Raw genomic sequence first — 17,376 nt, forward strand, 5'->3', positions numbered from 1 at the left:
AAGTCTGTACTGCCGTCATCGCGAGCAAGCTTTGCTCCCACAGAGAAACGGTGGTGTGGACATCATCGATGCCACCCAACAACTCCCTGCAGGAGCGAGCTTGCTCGCGACTGGAACAACTCGCCCCCGAAGCTGTCAGGTCCGATATTCAGCGTTGATCTTGACGTATTCGTGGGACAGGTCGGTGGTCCAGATGGTTTCGCTGCAATCCCCACGCCCCAGCTCGATGCGGATGGTGATTTCTTCCTGCTGCATCACCGCCGCGCCCTGGGCTTCGGTATAGGTGGTCGCGCGCGCGCCTTGGCTGGCGATGCAGACTTCGCCAAGGAACACGTCGATCTTGCTCACGTCCAGCGCCGGCACACCCGCCCGGCCGACGGCAGCGAGGATCCGGCCCCAGTTCGGGTCGGAGGCGAACAGCGCGGTCTTGATCAATGGCGAATGCGCCACGGTGTAGCCGACGTCCAGGCATTCCTGGTGATTGCCACCGCCGTTGACCTGCACGGTCACGAACTTGGTCGCACCTTCGCCGTCACGGACGATGGCCTGGGCCACTTCCATGCACACTTCAAGCACCGCCTGCTTCAGAGCCGCGAACAGCGGGCCGCTGGCTTCGGTGATTTCAGGCAGGCTGGCCTTGCCGGTGGCGATCAGCATGCAGCAGTCGTTGGTGGAGGTGTCACCGTCGATGGTGATGCGGTTGAACGACTTGTTGGCACCGTCGAGCATCAGGTCTTGCAGCACCTGGCGCGAGACTTTGGCGTCAGTGGCGATGTAGCCGAGCATGGTCGCCATGTTCGGACGGATCATCCCGGCGCCCTTGCTGATGCCGGTCACGGTCACGGTCACACCGTCATGCTGGAACTGGCGGCTGGCGCCCTTGGGCAGGGTGTCGGTGGTCATGATGCCGGTGGCGGCCGCGGCCCAGTTGTTTTCCGACAGGTCATCGAGGGCGGCCTGCAAGGCGCCCTCGATCTTCTCGACCGGCAATGGCTCGCCGATCACACCGGTGGAGTACGGCAGCACCTGGCTGGCGTCGACGCCGGTCAGCTCGGCCAGCTTGGCGCAAGTGCGCTCGGCGGCGGCCAGGCCCGGCGCGCCGGTGCCGGCGTTGGCATTGCCGGTGTTGGTCAGCAGGTAACGCACCGGCCCTTGGACGCGTTGCTTGGCCAGGATCACCGGTGCGGCGCAAAAGGCATTGAGGGTGAACACGCCGGCCACCGTCGAGCCTTCGGCGCAACGCATGACGACGACGTCCTTGCGCCCCGGGCGCTTGATGCCCGCCGAGGCGATACCGAGTTCAAAACCGGCAACCGGGTGCAACGTTGGCAACGGACCAAGACCAACAGCCATGAATGCGCTCCTTAACAGATGTATGTCGGTGCCGTCGCTTCGGGACGGCAGAACAAATGGCAAAACGCCGCGACAGAACGTGACCTGTCGCGGCGCAAAGGGTTCAGCGTTGCAACGGGGTTATTGAATCTGCCCGTGGCAATGCTTGTATTTCTTGCCCGAACCGCAGTAGCACAGCTCGTTGCGGCCCAGCTTCTGCTCGTTGCGCACTGGCGCGGTGGCCAGGGCGACGTCCACGTCGACACCCTCTTCCTGGGCCTGGCTGGCTTCCAGGCCTGGCGCGGCGGCGTGTTCGAATTGCATGCGCGCAGCCAGGGCCTCGGCTTCCTGGCGCAGGCGGGCTTCTTCCTCGGCCGGGTCTTCGCGGCGAACCTGGACGTGGGACAGCACACGGATCGAATCGCGCTTGATCGAATCCAGCAGGTCGGAGAACAGCGTGTAGGACTCGCGCTTGTACTCCTGCTTCGGGTTCTTCTGGGCGTAACCGCGCAAATGGATGCCGTGGCGCAGGTGGTCCATGGTCGACAGGTGGTCTTTCCACAGGTCGTCCAGCACCCGCAGCACGATCTGCTTCTCGAAGGAGCGCAGCGCTTCGGCGCCGGCCTGGTCTTCCTTCTCGTTGTAAGCGGCGATCAGTTCGGCGAGCAGTTTCTCGCGCAGGGTTTCTTCGTACAGGTGATCGTCTTCGTCCAGCCACTGCTGGATCGGCAACGACACGCCGAAGTCACTGCGCAAGGCCGCTTCCAGGCCCGCGATGTCCCATTGCTCCGGCAGCGATTGCGGCGGAATGTGGGCGCTGACGGTGGCGTTGAGCACTTCCTGGCGGAAATCGGCGATGGTGTCGCCAATGTTGTCGGCGGCCAACAAGCTGTTGCGCATGTGATAGATCACTTTACGCTGCTCGTTGTTGACGTCGTCGAACTCCAGCAGTTGCTTGCGGATATCGAAGTTGCGGCCTTCGACCTTGCGCTGGGCTTTCTCGATGGCGTTGGTCACCATGCGGTGCTCGATCGCCTCGCCTGGCTGCATGCCCAGGGCCTTCATGAAATTCTTCACCCGGTCAGAGGCGAAGATGCGCATCAGGCTGTCTTCCAGGGACAGGTAGAAACGGCTGGAACCGGCGTCACCCTGGCGACCGGCGCGGCCACGCAGCTGGTTGTCGATACGGCGCGATTCGTGGCGCTCGGACGCGATCACCTGCAAGCCACCGGACTCGAGCACCTGCTGGTGACGCTTCTGCCAGTCGGCCTTGATCTGCGCAATCTGCTCGGGGGTCGGGCTTTCCAGGGAGGCGACTTCCACTTCCCAGTTGCCGCCCAGCAGGATGTCGGTACCACGACCGGCCATGTTGGTGGCGATGGTCAGCGCACCCGGGCGACCGGCCTGGGCAATGATCTCGGCTTCCTTCTCGTGGAACTTGGCGTTGAGGACCTTGTGCTCGATGCCTTCCTTGTTGAGCAAGGCGGACATGTGCTCGGAGGTCTCGATGGTGGCGGTACCCACCAGGATCGGCCGGCCCTGGGCCATGCCTTCCTTGATGTCGTTGATGATCGCCGCGTACTTCTCTTCGGCGGTCAGGAACACCAGGTCGTTGTAGTCCTTGCGCGCCAGTGGCTTGTTGGTGGGGATCACCACCACTTGCAGGCCGTAGATCTGGTGGAATTCGAACGCTTCGGTGTCAGCGGTACCGGTCATGCCGGAGAGTTTGCTGTACAGGCGGAAGTAGTTCTGGAAGGTGGTCGAGGCCAGGGTCTGGCTCTCGGCCTGGATGTTCAGGCCTTCCTTCGCTTCGATGGCCTGGTGCAGGCCTTCGGACAGGCGACGGCCCGGCATGGTGCGGCCGGTGTGCTCGTCGACCAGCACGACCTGGCCGTCCTGCACGATGTATTCGACGTTGCGATGGAACAGTTTGTGGGCGCGCAGGCCGGCATAGACGTGGGTCAACAGGCCCAGGTTATGGGCCGAGTACAGGCTTTCGCCTTCGGCCAGCAAGCCAACGCGGGTCAGCACGTCCTCGATGAACTGGTGACCGGCTTCGTTGAGCTCGACCTGGCGGGTCTTCTCGTCGACGGTATAGTGCCCGGCCTGGGTCACCTGGCCTTCGACTTCCTCGACGTGCAACTTGAGCTGCGGGATCAGCTTGTTGATCTCCATGTACAGCTTGGAGCTGTCCTCGGCCTGGCCGGAGATGATCAGCGGGGTACGGGCTTCGTCGATGAGGATGGAGTCGACTTCGTCGATCACGGCGAAGTTGAGTTCACGCTGGAATTTTTCTTCCAGGCTGAACGCCATGTTGTCGCGCAGGTAGTCGAAACCGAATTCGTTGTTGGTGCCGTAGGTGATGTCGGCGGCGTAGGCGGCGCGCTTCTCTTCCGGCGGCTGGAACGGCGTGACGACGCCGACGGTCAGGCCGAGGAATTCATAGAGCGGGCGCATCCAGTTGGCGTCGCGGCGGGCCAGGTAGTCGTTGACCGTCACCACGTGCACGCCCTTGCCGGACAATGCGTTGAGGTACACGCCCAGGGTCGCCACGAGGGTCTTGCCCTCGCCGGTGCGCATTTCGGCGATCTTGCCTTCGTGCAAGGTCATGCCGCCGATCAACTGGACGTCGAAGTGGCGCATGCCCATGATCCGCTTGCCGGCTTCGCGGGCGACCGCAAAGGCTTCAGGCAGGAGCTGATCGAGGGTTTCTCCCTTGGCGATGCGGCCCTTGAATTCGGCGGTCTTGGCGCGTAACTGATCGTCCGAAAGGGCCACCATTTGCTCTTCGAAGGCATTGACAGTCTGTACCGTCTTGAGCATGCGCTTGACTTCACGCTCGTTCTTGCTTCCAAAAAGTTTCTTTAACAAAGGCGCAAACATATCGGCAGGATCTTCCACACTAAAGGGATGGAGGGCGGGCCCCGTGGGTCGCCCGTGCAGCCCTCATGGCCGCATGCGAACGAGCATTCTACCCGGAAACGATGGAGAGGAAAGTGGCGTTATTCCACGATGCTGGCACAGCGCTGTGACGGGACCTGCTTAAAGTAAGGTCTTTTGTGCGAGTTTCAACCCACAAAACGCAGAAGTTAACCGTTGATTGTCCAGGTAAAACGCCTCGGACCACCGGGCCGAGGCACCTGCGGTGCTTTCTGCTACCATGGCGCCTCTGTCACTTGCGGTATCAGTTCATGGCCTTCCGCCCTCTCACCGCCAAGGTGCCCGCCGTCCTGCTGCGCGAAGCCAAGCCGCTGAAAGCCATCTTCGGTCACGCCCGGCGCCTGGGTCACCTGCAGCGCTTGCTGGACAGCCAGTTGCAACCTGCCGCCCGCGAGCACTGCCACGTGGCGTCCTGGCGCGAAGGCTGCCTGCTGTTGATCGTCACCGACGGCCACTGGGCCACGCGCCTGCGCTACCAGCAAAATCGCCTGGTGCGTCAATTGCAGGTATTCGAAGAATTCGCCGGCCTGACGCGGATCCTGTTCAAGGTGCAGCCGCCCACGGTCCACGTAGGCGCCCGCGGGCATACGCTGGATTTGTCCACCGACGCCGCCGCGACCATCCAGGCCACCGCCGACGGCATCAGCGACCCCAACCTGCGGGCGGCGCTGGAGCGCCTGGCGGCGCACGGCAAGCCCAAGGGTTGAAATTTTCGACTACCGCCGCTTGCTCCCCCCCAGCAACGACCCCATCAACCCGCGCACCAACTGCCGCCCCAGTTGATTGGCCGCCTGGCGCATCGCCGACTTCAAGGCCTGGCCGGCCGCCGTGCCGAGGAACTCGCCGGCCTTTTCGGTGAAACTCGGTTCTTCGGCCGCCGGCTTGTCCGGTGCGGCTTCGGCCTGCGGCTCCAGCCCCTTGCGCCCCATCAGCACTTCATAGGCCGACTCACGATCGATGGGCTTGTCGTAACGCCCTTGCAGCGGCGAACCGGCGATGAGCCCGGCGCGTTCGGCCTCGGTCAGCGGGCCGATGCGCGATTGCGGCGGCGCCACCAGCACGCGCTGGACCATTTCCGGCGTGCCCTTTTCCTGCAAGGTGCCCACCAAGGCTTCACCGATGCCCAGTTCGGTCAGTACCGCCAGCGTGTCGAACTGCGGGTTCGGCCGGAAACCGTCGGCCACCGCCCGCAAGGACTTCTGCTCCTTGGCGGTAAAGGCGCGCAAACCATGCTGGATACGCAACCCCAATTGCGCCAGCACATCGTCGGGCAAGTCCCCCGGCGACTGGGTCACGAAATACACCCCGACGCCCTTGGAGCGAATCAACCGCACCACCTGCTCCAGACGCTCTTGCAAGGCCTTCGGCGTACCGGCAAAAAGCAGGTGCGCCTCGTCGAAAAACAGCGCCAACAGGGGTTTGTCCGCATCGCCGCGCTCGGGCAGTTGCTCGAACAGTTCGGCCAGCAGCCACAACAGGAACGTCGCATAGACCTTCGGCGCCTCATGGACCAGGCGGCTGGCGTCGAGCAAATGGATACGGCCACGACCGTCGCTGGCCGGTTGCAGGATGTCTTCGAGTTGCAAGGCCGGTTCGCCAAACAACGCGTCCGCGCCCTGCTGCTCCAGGGTGGACAGTCGACGCAGCAACGCCTGGCTGGAACCGGTGGTCATCAGGGCGGCGTCGTCGCCCAGCAACTCGGGGTTGTCCTTGAGGTGATTGAGCAGCGCCTTGAGGTCCTTGAGGTCCAGCAACAACAGGCCTTCGCGGTCGGCCACCTTGAATGCGGCGTACAACGCCGATTGCTGGCTGTCGGTCAGTTCCAGCAGGCTGCCGATCAACAACGGGCCCATTTCGCTCAAGGTGGTGCGCAGCGGATGCCCGGACTGGCCGTGGATATCCCATAGGCTCACCGGATAAGCCTGGGGCTGATGGTCGAGCCAGGGCATGCCGGCGATGCGCTCGGCGATCTTGCCTTGGGGATTGCCGGCAGCACCGAGACCGCACAGGTCACCCTTGATGTCCGCGGCGAACACCGCCACGCCGGCATCGCTGAACATTTCAGCCAGGCGCTGCAAGGTCACGGTCTTGCCGGTGCCGGTGGCGCCCGCCACCAGGCCATGTCGGTTCGCCAGGCGCATGGCCTGGGCAATGGGCTGGCCGCTCAGGTCGGCCCCGATCACCAATTGCGATGAATCATGCATTTTGTCACCTGCGGTTAATCTGTGGTTTGCATGGCCATATATGAAGCGACAGATCCTGCTGAACACAAGGCCGGGGACTCCCCTCAAGGAAAGATATAAATATCAGCTTTTTTGAATCTGACACCATTTTGCGTGCCCATCCCTGAAAGCACGTCCACAGCATCAAGCCCTCACCCTTTGACCGACTCCCTGCCCCAGCAACCCAACCGAACATCTATTATTCATAAAGGTCAACACAGGAGATACACAGACCAGAGGGATGTTCATCGTGCATATCGCGGACATAACCATGTTCTACGCCCCCGCCAGCGGCGGCGTGCGTACTTATCTGGATGCCAAGCACCGGCGGCTGGGGGATCGGCCCGGTATTCGCCACAGTTTGCTGGTCCCCGGCGCGCATTTGAGCGAGCAGGATGGGGTCTACAAGGTTCCGGCCCCTCCCCTGCCGTTCGGCAAGGGCTATCGCTTCCCCCTTCGCCTGGCGCCCTGGCGCAATGCCCTGCGTGATTTGCAACCGGACCTGATCGAGGTCGGCGACCCCTATCTCACGGCCTGGGCCGCCCTGGATGCCCGGCGACAACTCGACGTGCCGGTGATCGGCTTCTATCACTCCGACCTGCCATTGCTGGTGAGCAACCGCATGGGCAACTGGTTCACGCCCAACATCGAAGCCTACGTCAGAAAGTTATACGGCAATTTCGACCGGGTCCTGGCGCCGAGCCAGGTCATGGCCGACAAGTTGACCGGCCTGGGCGTGCAAAATGTCTACGTGCAGCCCTTGGGCGTGGACCTGCACACCTTCAACCCCGCCGCCCGCGACTCGGAACTGCGGGCCGAACTGGGCATCGCCGAGGACGCGCGCCTGCTGGTGTTCGCCGGCCGCGGCTCAAAGGAAAAAAACCTGCCGGTGCTGCTCAAGTGCATGAAACGCCTGGGCCAGCGCTACCACTTGTTGCTGGTCGGCTCGTCGATGCCCGCCGTGGTGCAGAACAACGTCACCGTGGTCGACGAGTTCTGCCCGGCGCCACAGGTCGCCCGACTGATGGCCAGCGCCGATGCCCTGCTCCATGCCGGGGACCAGGAGACCTTCGGCCTGGTGATCCTCGAAGCCATGGCCTGCGGCATCCCGGTGGTAGCGGTGGCAGCCGGCGCCTTCACTGAAATCGTCGACGAAGACTGCGGCCTGCTGTGTACCCCCAACAACCCACAGGCCATGGCCAACGCCGTGCGCCAGCTGTTCAGCGAAGGCTGCCAACGCCGCGGCGTGCTGGCGCGGCAGCATGTTGAACGTCATTACGCCTGGGATTCGGTGGTCAATAGCCTACTGGGCCATTACTACGCCGTGCTCGGCGCCCAGATACCGATGTTGGCTTGAGCGAGGTGCGCAGCGATGAATCCACCATCCAGCGTATTGCTGGTGTTACATGACGTAGCCCCGCAAACCTGGCCTGACTACCAGCCCTTTGTCGAAGCCGTCGACGCCCTTGGCCACGTGCCGATGACATGGCTGGTGGTGCCGGACTTTCACCACGGCAATGGGCTGGAGCATTTTCCGAGCATGCGTCGCCTGCTCGATCGCCGGGTCGCGCGGGGCGACGAACTGGTCTTGCACGGCTATTACCATTGCGACGAGGGGAAGACACCACGCTCGCCCAGGGACTGGTTCATGCGCCGGGTCTACACCCATGAAGGCGAGTTCTACGCCTTGTCCGAGGCCGAGGCCCTCCGGCGCCTGCGTGCGGGCATTGACCTGTTCCAGCGCTACCAGTGGCCGCTGGAGGGGTTCGTCGCGCCGGCCTGGCTGATGAGCGAAGGTACACGCCAGGCCTTGCGCCAACTGCCCCTGCGCTATACCAGCGATCCCCGGCATTTGTATCGCCTGCCAGACTTTACCCCCGTCGACGCCCCGGGGCTGGTCTGGAGCGCCCGGAGTGCCTGGCGCCGTGGCTTGTCGAAAGTCATCAGCGACCGGCGTGAACAGCGCTGGCGCCAGGCCCCCGTGATTCGCATGGGACTGCACCCGGAGGACATGCGCCACCGGTTTTCCCGGGACTACTGGCTACGCACCCTCGAACGGCTGCTTGAGGATGGACGCGTGCCGCTGACCAAGGCCCGCTGGCTAGCGACCCGCGAACTCAAGATCGGCAGCGCCGCATGAAGCGAATGGTCTGGCTGGCCCTCGCGCTGCTCACGGCGTGGCTGGTCCCGTTGCTGGTGGGTGGTGGGGAGATGTGGTCGCGGGTGCAGCGTTTTCCCTTGTCGTTGCTGCTGGTCATGTTGTGCATGATCTTGCTCTGCTGGGGCCTGAACTCCGTGCGCCTGCGCCTGCTGCTGGGCGAACACCGTGGGCAGCTCGGCGGACTGAAAAGCCTCGGCGTGGTGATGTCCACCGAGTTCGCCATGTGCGCGACGCCAGGCGGCAGCGGCGGACCGCTGACGCTGATGGCTCTGCTCTCGCGCAACGGCGTGCGCCCGGCCCACGGCAGCGCGGTGTTTGCCATGGACCAACTGAGCGACCTGCTGTTCTTTCTCTGCGCGCTGGTGGGCATCCTGCTGTACGCGCTGTTCCAGAACCTCAGCCAGCGCCTGGAATGGATGTTGGCCTTGAGCGCCGTGTCATTGTTTGGCGGCTTGTTCGGTTGTGCGCTCGCGGCCCGCTATCACCGTCGGCTGATCCTGCTAGGGGCCCGGTTGCTGGGCCATCTGCGGGTCAGGGATAGCACCCGTCGACGCTGGGGGCGCAAGATCCTGCACTTTCTGGCGGCGTTCACCGACACCCTGAAACTGCCACGGCGGACGTTGTTCCAGGTTTTCGGCCTGACGTGCCTGCACTGGGCGTTGCGCTACAGCGTGTTGTACCTGGCACTCAGAGGCCTGGGCGCGGATTTGCAGTGGGCCTGGAGCTTCCTGATCCAGATGCTCTCCTTGAGCGCAGGACAGTTCAGCCTGCTGCCGGGCGGTGCCGGTGCGGCGGAAGTGACATCGGCGGCGTTGCTGGCGCCCATGGTGGGTAAATCCACCGCAGCGGCGGCCATCCTGATCTGGCGGGCGGTGACCTACTACTTCTACCTGCTGGCCGGCGGGCCGGTGTTCTTCCTGATGGTCGGGCGACCGTTGCTCAAGAAGTTGATGCGGTTCAGGCAGGCATGAAAAAGGCCTGGCGATTTGCTCGTCCAGGCCCTTCTTTGATCAGAACACCACGGTCTTGTTGCCGTGCACCAGCACCCGGTCTTCCAGGTGATAACGCAGGCCCCGCGCCAGCACCATCTTCTCGACGTCACGGCCGAAACGCACCATGTCGTCGATGCTGTCGCTGTGGCTGACGCGCACCACGTCCTGCTCGATGATCGGACCGGCGTCCAGCTCTTCGGTCACGTAGTGGCAGGTGGCGCCGATCAACTTCACACCCCGCATCGAGGCCTGGTGATACGGCTTGGCGCCGACGAACGAAGGCAGGAAGCTGTGGTGGATGTTGATGACTTTCTGGGCATATTCACTGCACAACGCCGGCGGCAGGATTTGCATGTAGCGGGCCAGCACTACGACGTCGGCATCGTGCTGCTTGACCAGGCGCGAGACTTCGGCGAACGCCGGCTGCTTGTCCTGCGGGTTGACCGGTACGTGGTAGTACGGGATGCCGTGCCACTCCACCATGCTGCGCAAGTCGTCATGGTTGGAGATTACGCAGGCGATATCGCAATCGAGCTCATCGCTGTGCCAGCGATGCAACAGGTCGGCCAGGCAGTGGGATTCACGACTGGCCATCAACACCACACGTTTTTTTTGCGCGGTATCGGTGATGCGCCAGTCCATCGAGAACTCTTGGGCAATCGGTGCGAACGCCTCGCGAAAAGCCTCGATACCGAAGGGTAGCGAGTCGGCGCGAATCTCGTGACGCATGAAAAACCAACCGTTTTGATCGTCCGAGTGATGGCTTGCTTCGGTGATCCAACCGTTATGGGACGCCAGAAAGTTACTGACTTTAGCAACGATGCCGACGCGGTCCGGGCAAGCGATCACCAACCGAAAAGTGCGCATTAGGGGAAACTCCAGAACTTCGCAAAGGCGGCCATTCTAGCCATTGCGCAACAAAACTGCAGTATTGATGATTGGCCGCCGCCCACGGCGGACAGCGGTGGATAGCCAAGCGCCTGGCCCGCGCAGGGATGCTATATGTGTGAACAGATGTGAAGAAACTGTTGGAATTTAACTGCAACACGGTTTTTGGCGGGGCAGCACTAATTAATTAAATAAAACACCGGCTAAATGTTTACTTGATGAAACTGTCTGATTACTATTGCCGCACTGTGTCCTTACCACCCGTCTCCTACATAAGGTAGTCCCCATGTCCTTGATCAATGAATACCGCGCCACAGAAGAAGCCATCAAAGAACTGCAAGCGCGCCTGAAAAACCTGTCGCAAGACGACAAGCTGCAAAAAGAACTGGAATTCGAAGGCAAACTGCGCACGCTGATGGGCGAATACTCCAAGTCCCTGCGCGACATCATTGCCCTGCTGGATCCAGAAGCCAAATCGAGCAAAGCCCCACGTGGCGCCGTGAAAACTACCGGCACCAAACGCGCTCGCAAAGTTAAGCAATACAAAAACCCGCACAACGGCGAAGTCATCGAAACCAAAGGTGGCAACCACAAGACTCTGAAAGAGTGGAAAGCCAAGTGGGGCGGTGACGTGGTTGAAGGCTGGGCAACCCTGCTGGGTTAAGCCTCACCGGTTCGCACCATTGGGTTCGCACCATTGTTTGCGAACAAAAAACGCCAGCATTCGCTGGCGTTTTTTTATCCCTGTCATCTTTTCAACTCACCATGACCCAAGGCTTAAACGGTTGCGCAGTTGCTCGCTGTATCCCTGCCATTGCAGGAGTATTTCTCGCTGCAATGGCGTTGCAACAGGCATCCATTGCGCCATCGCCTTATCAAAACTTTCCAGCGTATTAGGCGCGCCCCACTCCGGGGATGACAGGCGTTGTTGACAGAAAAGTCTCCAACGCTCGTGCTCTTGCTCATTCAACGTGTCAGGAAAGTTACGGGCGCGATATCGGAACAATAACTCCGGCAAACGCTCATCATCGAAAGGCCAGCGCTCCCGGGTCAATTGAGCCGGATCCGCCAGTCGGACTTGCTCACATAAACGCCGATCGCGATCACCGAGGAAACCTGCGTACAACTGTTGTTCGGGATCTTCGCTGGCGGTGAAATCCTCGCCCCCATAAATAGCCTGGAGTTTGTCCTGCCAAACTTTCTGTGCGGCAGTTAGCCGCAACGCCCGCTGCTGATAACCCTCCATATCCAGTTGCAGTCGCTGCCGATCCTCCGCCCGCAGTACCGAGAGCGGCGCAACCACCGGGCATTTGTTGATATGGATGAGCTTGAGCGGCACGGGCAACTCACCTTCGAGCAATTCCTCGCGACGGGTATACAGGCGTTGGCGCAACGTGTCGGCGTCGTTATCGAGCAGGCCCTGGGGATCCAGGTGCAGGTCGCAGACAATCAGGGCATTGCGGTTCTTCGGATGCCAGGCCAGCGGCAGGACCACGCCGAGATAATTGCGCTCGCCGGAAAAACGCCCGGAAACATGCACCAAGGGTTGCAGCAGGCGGATCTGCTCCATCACGTTCTGTTTGCTGCGCAACTGGAACAGCCAGTCGTAGAGCCGGGGTTGCTTGTGCCGGATCAGGCGCGCCAGGGCGATGGTCGCGCGCACGTCCGACAACGCATCGTGGGCCTGGCCATGATCAATACCGTTGGCGGCCGTCAGGCGCTCCAGCTTGAGGGTGACGCGGCCCTCTTCTTGCGGCCAGCTAATGCCTTGCGGGCGCAGCGCGTAGGCCGCGCGCACCAGGTCGATCAGATCCCATCGGCTGTTGCCGCCTTGCCACTCGCGTGCGTACGGGTCGAAGAAATTCCGATACAGGCTGTAGCGAGTCATTTCATCGTCGAAGCGCAGGGTGTTGTAGCCGGCGCCGCACGTCCCGGGGGCGGCCAGTTGTGCATGGACACGGGTCATGAAATCGGCTTCGCTCAAACCCTTTTCCGCCAGGCATGCCGGGGTGATGCCGGTGATCGCACAGGCCGCCGGATGGGGCAGGATGTCGTCACTGGGACGGCAATACAGGTTCACCGGCTCATCGATCTCATTGAGCTGGAAATCGGTACGGATACCCGCCACCTGCAAGGGCCGGTCGCAACGCGGATTGATGCCGGTGGTTTCGTAGTCGTACCAGAAAATGGAAGTCACGGGCTGTTCCTGAACTGAAGACTGGCAAAGTCTAGGCGCTCGAACCCAGCGACGGCCAGCGGTCGTGTAACTTTTGAATGCCAAGTACTTATCGCAGCCCCGCGGAATCAACCCACAATGGATCCGCGGCCGGGTCGTATTGGGCAATCCGTGAAATGACACACACAGCCATATCGTCCGCCCGCACGAAGACTGCTAGCATCGGGGCCGAGATAACTCTTCGACCCGGCCCATCATTCAGGTTGCCCATGCTCGAAAAATCAGCACTGCAAAGGAACGCGACGCTGCCTGCGCCATTGGACACGCGGTATCAGGTCGAGACGCCCGAAGGCATCGACCTGCCGCTGCGCCCGGCGGGGTTGATGCCCCGTGCACTCGCCTTCACCCTCGACCTGGCCATACGCGGACTGATCCTGGGCCTGCTCTTCATCATCCTGGCGTTTTTCGGCGAAGTGGGGATCGGCCTGGGCTCTATCCTGCTGTTCGTCATCAGTTGGTGGTACATGGTGCTGTTCGAGGTATTGAACCAGGGCCGCTCCCCCGGCAAGCAGGTCATGGGCTTGCGCGTGGTCCAGGACGATGGCCGGCCCGTGAGCTGGTCGGCCTCGCTGATTCGCAACCTGTTGCGTTTCGTCGACATGCTGCCCTTCGGCTATACCTTCGGCGCGATCAGTTGCCTGCAACATCCGGCATTCAAACGCCTGGGAGATCTCGCGGCGGGCACCCTGGTGGTGTATCGCGAACAGCCGGTCAAGCGCCCCACCCTGCCCATGGCACACCCCATACGGTTGCCCTTCACCCTGAGCTTGAGCGAGCAACGCGCCGTACTCGGTTTCGCCGAGCGCCAGGCGGAACTCTCCCCCGCGCGGGTCAACGAACTGGCTGGCATCCTGGCCGCGCCCTTGAACGTCCAGCCGCCCCAAGCCGCGACACAGCTCAATGGCATCGCCCGCGGCCTGCTGGGGTCAACATGAAGCAGAGCCTGTTCGAAAGCCGCCATCAAACGGAGTGGGACCAACTGGCCCGGCAGCTCGATCAATTGGAGCGCAGTCGCAATGCGCTCCAGGACGGCGACTTCCCCGCTGCCTACCGACGGCTTTGCCATCACCTGGCACTGGCCCAGGCCCGCGGCTACAGCAGCCTGCTGGTCGACACCCTGCAACAACTGGCACTGCGTGGCCACCAGCAACTCTATCGGGAGCGCAGCCGGCTTTCGCTCAGCCTCTCGGCCTTTATCCTGGCCGGGTTTCCCCGACTGGTCCGTGAACAATGGCGGTTCGTGCTGGCCGCCGCCGCAATGTTCCTCGGCAGCCTGGCCGGCATCGCGCTGCTGGTCTATTGGTATCCGGATTTGGTCTACAGCGTGCTGAGTGTCGACGAGGTAAGCCAGATCCGCAGCATGTACGACCCGGCTTCCGGGCATCTGGGGCGCGCCGTCGAACGGGCCGCCAGCGAAGATTGGGTCATGTTCGGCTACTACATCATGCACAACATCGGCATCGCTTTTCAGACCTTTGCCAGTGGCTTGATGTTTGGCCTGGGGAGCGCGTTCTTCCTGTTTTTCAACGGCCTGACCATCGGCGCCGTGGCCGGCCACCTGACCCAGGTCGGGTCCGCCACGACGTTCTGGTCGTTCGTGATCGGCCATGGTGCCTTCGAACTGACCGCCATTGTCCTGGCCGGTGCCGCCGGCCTGCAACTGGGCTGGGCATTGATCGCGCCGGGGCGACTCACCCGGGGCGAAGCCCTGCGGCTCGCAGCAGGCAAAAGCGTGCTTTTGATCGGCGGCATCGTCCTGTTGCTGCTGATCGCCGCCTTCATCGAGGCGTACTGGTCCTCCAGCGCCGTGACGCCCGCCACCAAATACACGGTCGGCGCCTTGTTATGGTTGCTGGTGATCAGCTACCTCTCGTTTGCCGGACGGAGCCGTCATGCGCCTGAGTGATGCCACGGTCGTCATCCGCCCGCGTACCGCCTGGGAAGCCATGGACCTCGGCGTACTGATGAGCCAGCAACACCGACGCCTGTTGATGACCAGTTGGGCCATCGTCACCCTGCCGGTGTATGCGTTGTTGACGGTGTTGCTGTGGGAGTGGCCGTCCCTGGTCGTGATCCTGTTCTGGTGGTTGAAGCCGGCCTTCGATCGCTTGCCCCTGTACATCCTGTCCAAGGCACTGTTTGGCGAAACCCCGACCTTGAAACAGGCCTTGCGCCAATGGCCGGCGCTGCTCAAGCCCCAGTTGTTGGCGAGCCTGACCTGGCGCAGGCTGAGCCTGAGCCGCAGCTTCCTGATGCCCGTGGTGCAACTCGAAGGGCTGGCCGGCGCGGCGCGGGAACAACGCCTGCGGGTCTTGCTGCAACGCAACGGTGGCGCGGCGCAGTGGCTGACAGTCATTGGCGTGCACCTGGAAAGCGCCCTATGGTTCGGCCTGATGGCGCTGTTCTATCTGTTCGTTCCACAACAGGTCGAACTGGAATGGGATTGGCAGATGCTGATCGCAACGAGCGAGCACACCGTGCTGAGGTTCGAGCACCTGGTCAACTTCCTCTACCCCTTGCTGCTGATCGTCTGGGAGCCGATCTACGTCGCCGCGGGCTTCAGCCTCTACCTGAACCGGCGCACGATCCTCGAAGCCTGGGACATCGAACTGGTGTTCCGGCGCCTGCGCCAGCGCTTGAGCGGCGTGGCCCCGGCGCTGCTCCTGCTGGCCGTGCTGCTGCCCGTCCTGGTGCCCCCGGCGTGGGCCGACGAGGACAGCAGCACCCCCGAAAGCCCACGGCTGCTCAACCAACCGCTGACCAGCGAGGCGTCGCGCGACAGCATCAAGGCGATCCTGCAAGTCCCGCCGTTCAAGAACCCAGAGACAATCACCCGCTATCGTTTTGGCAAAGAAAGCACCGAATCCCCCGAGACCGAGCCCGCCCCGGGCTGGCTCAAGGCGTTGTTCAACTGGATCGGCAGCCAACGCTTCGACGCCGCCGCCACGCTGATCCAGGTCATCCTCTGGGCCTGCCTGGCCGGCGCGATCGCCTGGCTGGCCTGGCGCTATCGTGAGCAGGCCCAAGCCCTGGTGCCCCGCCGGTCGACGCGATTGCCAGCCGTCGAACAACCGGCACCGGCGCGGATGTTCGGCCTGGACATACGCCAGGAAAGCCTGCCGGAGGACGTTGCCGCCAGTGTCGAACAACTCTGGGCCACTCACCCCCGTGACGCCCTCGGCCTGCTCTACCGCGCCCTGCTCAGCCGCTTGCATCATGATTTCAACATGCCCTTGAAACCGGCTGACACCGAAGGCCAGGTGCTGCAACGCGTCGAACGACTTCAGCAACAGGACTTGCTGGTGTTCAGCAAAGACCTGACGCTGCATTGGCAGAACATCGCTTACGGGCATCGCCCACCGCCGGCCCATCTGCAACGAGAACTGTGCGATGGCTGGCGTGGGCTGTTCGGGTCGGGAGCGTCCCGATGAGACCGCGCCCGGGATGGCTGGTGGGGGCCGTCGTGGCCGTGGTGCTGTGCGGGCTGGCCGCTTACCTCGTCTATACGAAGGCGGTGCCCTACCAGGAAACCATCGACCATGGCCCCTCGCCGCAAGCCCAGGCCAACCCCTACCTGGCGGCCGAGTATTTCCTGGGCCAGCAGGGCATCAAGGTCGAGCACGCCAATAGCCTCGACGTCCTCCCCACCCTGGAGCCCCGCCAGCGCACCCTGCTGTTGCTGGGCGAGCGAAGCAACATGACGCCACGGGACGTCGAGCAGTTGCTGAACTGGACCCGGGCCGGCGGGCGCCTGCTGTTTGTCGCCGAGGCCCTGTGGGACGAGAGCACCGACAGCAGCGACGATTTGCTGCTGGACCGCGTACTCCTGCGGCAGATGCTCAGCAAGGACCTCAAGGAGCCGGCGCCGGAGCTCATCAAGGATCGCTACCCCGAACTGACCAAGCTGTACCTGGAAGACGAAGAAGCGCCAGCGTATGTCGACTTCGACACCGACTACCACCTCGAAGACCCGCACAACCTGGCCCAGGCCTGGGCCAACAGCGCGTCGTCGACCCACATGATGCAACTGAACCTCGGCCTGGGTTCGATCATCGTGATCACCGACGCCGAGCTGTGGAAGAACGAGCACATCGACCACTACGACAACGCCTGGCTGCTTTGGTACTTGAGCGCCGACACCGACGTCACGCTGCTGTTCAACACCGATCACGACAACCTGCTGGGCCTGCTGCTGCGCTATTTCCCCCAGGCATTGCTCGCCCTGCTGGCGCTGATCGGCCTGTGGCTGTGGCGCGCAGCGGCGCGCCTGGGTCCCTTGCAACAACCGGCTCCCAAGGCACGGCGCCAGTTGGAAGAGCATTTGCAGGCCAGCGCCGGCTTCCACCTGCGCCACAACGGCCAGCAACAGCTGTTGCACACCTTGCAGCAGGACGTACTGCGCCGCGCCCGCCATCTGCACCCCGGCTTCGAACAACTGGCCGTCGCTGAACAATGGCAGGTCCTCGCCCGCCTCACGCGCCAACCCACACGAGCCATCAGCCAGGCCCTAAGCCCCCGACCGAAACAGCGCCTGTCCAGCGCTGAGTTCTGCCGCCTGGTCGCCCATTTGCAAAACCTCAGGAATGCCTTATAGATTTACGCAGA

Annotated in this window: 14 protein-coding genes; 9 read left to right on the plus strand and 5 right to left on the minus strand. The window is 62.6% G+C overall.

Annotated features, from left to right (window positions below):
* Positions 1-135 precede the first annotated feature (135 nt).
* Together argJ and secA are read right to left on the minus strand one after the other, a co-directional pair.
* Entirely contained in the window at positions 136-1,353 is a 1,218-nt protein-coding gene (gene argJ / locus N4Q37_RS15930; protein ID WP_260959173.1) for a bifunctional glutamate N-acetyltransferase/amino-acid acetyltransferase ArgJ, read from the minus strand.
* A gap of 120 nt (positions 1,354-1,473) precedes the next feature.
* Positions 1,474-4,215 (minus strand): preprotein translocase subunit SecA, encoded by a 2,742-nt coding sequence (gene secA, locus N4Q37_RS15935; RefSeq protein WP_260959175.1) that lies wholly within the window; start codon positions 4,213-4,215, stop codon positions 1,474-1,476.
* A gap of 308 nt (positions 4,216-4,523) precedes the next feature.
* On the opposite strand from secA, the gene N4Q37_RS15940 reads away from it, so the two are divergent.
* Positions 4,524-4,979, plus strand: a complete 456-nt coding sequence (locus tag N4Q37_RS15940; protein WP_260959177.1) for a DUF721 domain-containing protein — start codon at positions 4,524-4,526, stop codon at positions 4,977-4,979.
* A gap of 9 nt (positions 4,980-4,988) precedes the next feature.
* Here N4Q37_RS15940 and N4Q37_RS15945 read toward each other — a convergent pair whose 3' ends face one another.
* Positions 4,989-6,476: a DUF853 domain-containing protein gene (locus N4Q37_RS15945; protein WP_260959179.1), complete on the minus strand. Its 1,488-nt coding sequence runs from the start codon at positions 6,474-6,476 to the stop codon at positions 4,989-4,991.
* 259 nt (positions 6,477-6,735) lie between these two features.
* Between N4Q37_RS15945 and N4Q37_RS15950 the strand changes: the two genes are divergently transcribed.
* From N4Q37_RS15950 to N4Q37_RS15960, 3 genes are read left to right on the plus strand one after another with little or no spacing between them, the layout of a single operon-like run.
* Entirely contained in the window at positions 6,736-7,851 is a 1,116-nt protein-coding gene (locus N4Q37_RS15950) for a glycosyltransferase family 4 protein (RefSeq protein WP_260959181.1), read from the plus strand.
* A gap of 15 nt (positions 7,852-7,866) precedes the next feature.
* Positions 7,867-8,634: a DUF2334 domain-containing protein gene (locus N4Q37_RS15955; RefSeq protein ID WP_260959182.1), complete on the plus strand. Its 768-nt coding sequence runs from the start codon at positions 7,867-7,869 to the stop codon at positions 8,632-8,634.
* Entirely contained in the window at positions 8,631-9,626 is a 996-nt protein-coding gene (locus N4Q37_RS15960) for a lysylphosphatidylglycerol synthase transmembrane domain-containing protein (protein ID WP_260959184.1), read from the plus strand. The genes N4Q37_RS15955 and N4Q37_RS15960 overlap by 4 nt, the downstream gene beginning before the upstream one ends.
* Positions 9,627-9,665: 39 nt before the next feature.
* Here N4Q37_RS15960 and purU read toward each other — a convergent pair whose 3' ends face one another.
* A complete protein-coding gene (purU, locus tag N4Q37_RS15965; RefSeq protein WP_260959186.1) occupies positions 9,666-10,514 on the minus strand; it encodes a formyltetrahydrofolate deformylase in 849 nt (282 codons plus the stop codon).
* A 307-nt stretch (positions 10,515-10,821) separates the two neighbouring features.
* Here purU and mvaT point away from each other — a divergent pair, with 307 nt between their 5' ends.
* Positions 10,822-11,199, plus strand: a complete 378-nt coding sequence (mvaT, locus tag N4Q37_RS15970; RefSeq protein ID WP_260959188.1) for a histone-like nucleoid-structuring protein MvaT — start codon at positions 10,822-10,824, stop codon at positions 11,197-11,199.
* Positions 11,200-11,295: 96 nt separating this feature from the next.
* Here mvaT and sbcB read toward each other — a convergent pair whose 3' ends face one another.
* Positions 11,296-12,732 carry an exodeoxyribonuclease I gene (gene sbcB / locus N4Q37_RS15975; RefSeq protein ID WP_260959190.1) on the minus strand — a complete coding sequence of 479 codons (1,437 nt, stop codon included), beginning with the start codon at positions 12,730-12,732 and terminating at the stop codon, positions 11,296-11,298.
* 248 nt (positions 12,733-12,980) lie between these two features.
* Here sbcB and N4Q37_RS15980 point away from each other — a divergent pair, with 248 nt between their 5' ends.
* From N4Q37_RS15980 to N4Q37_RS15995, 4 genes are read left to right on the plus strand one after another with little or no spacing between them, the layout of a single operon-like run.
* On the plus strand, positions 12,981-13,706 hold the full coding sequence (locus N4Q37_RS15980; protein WP_260959193.1) for an RDD family protein: 726 nt from the start codon (positions 12,981-12,983) through the stop codon (positions 13,704-13,706).
* On the plus strand, positions 13,703-14,677 hold the full coding sequence (locus tag N4Q37_RS15985; protein WP_260959195.1) for a stage II sporulation protein M: 975 nt from the start codon (positions 13,703-13,705) through the stop codon (positions 14,675-14,677). The genes N4Q37_RS15980 and N4Q37_RS15985 overlap by 4 nt, the downstream gene beginning before the upstream one ends.
* On the plus strand, positions 14,664-16,202 hold the full coding sequence (locus N4Q37_RS15990) for a DUF4129 domain-containing protein (protein ID WP_260959197.1): 1,539 nt from the start codon (positions 14,664-14,666) through the stop codon (positions 16,200-16,202). Before N4Q37_RS15985 ends, N4Q37_RS15990 begins: the two co-directional genes overlap by 14 nt.
* Positions 16,199-17,365: a DUF4350 domain-containing protein gene (locus N4Q37_RS15995; RefSeq protein ID WP_260959199.1), complete on the plus strand. Its 1,167-nt coding sequence runs from the start codon at positions 16,199-16,201 to the stop codon at positions 17,363-17,365. Before N4Q37_RS15990 ends, N4Q37_RS15995 begins: the two co-directional genes overlap by 4 nt.
* The last annotated feature ends 11 nt before the right edge of the window (positions 17,366-17,376 follow it).

The sequence above is a fragment of the Pseudomonas citri genome (genome assembly GCF_025336485.1).
Taxonomy (GTDB): domain Bacteria; phylum Pseudomonadota; class Gammaproteobacteria; order Pseudomonadales; family Pseudomonadaceae; genus Aquipseudomonas; species Aquipseudomonas citri.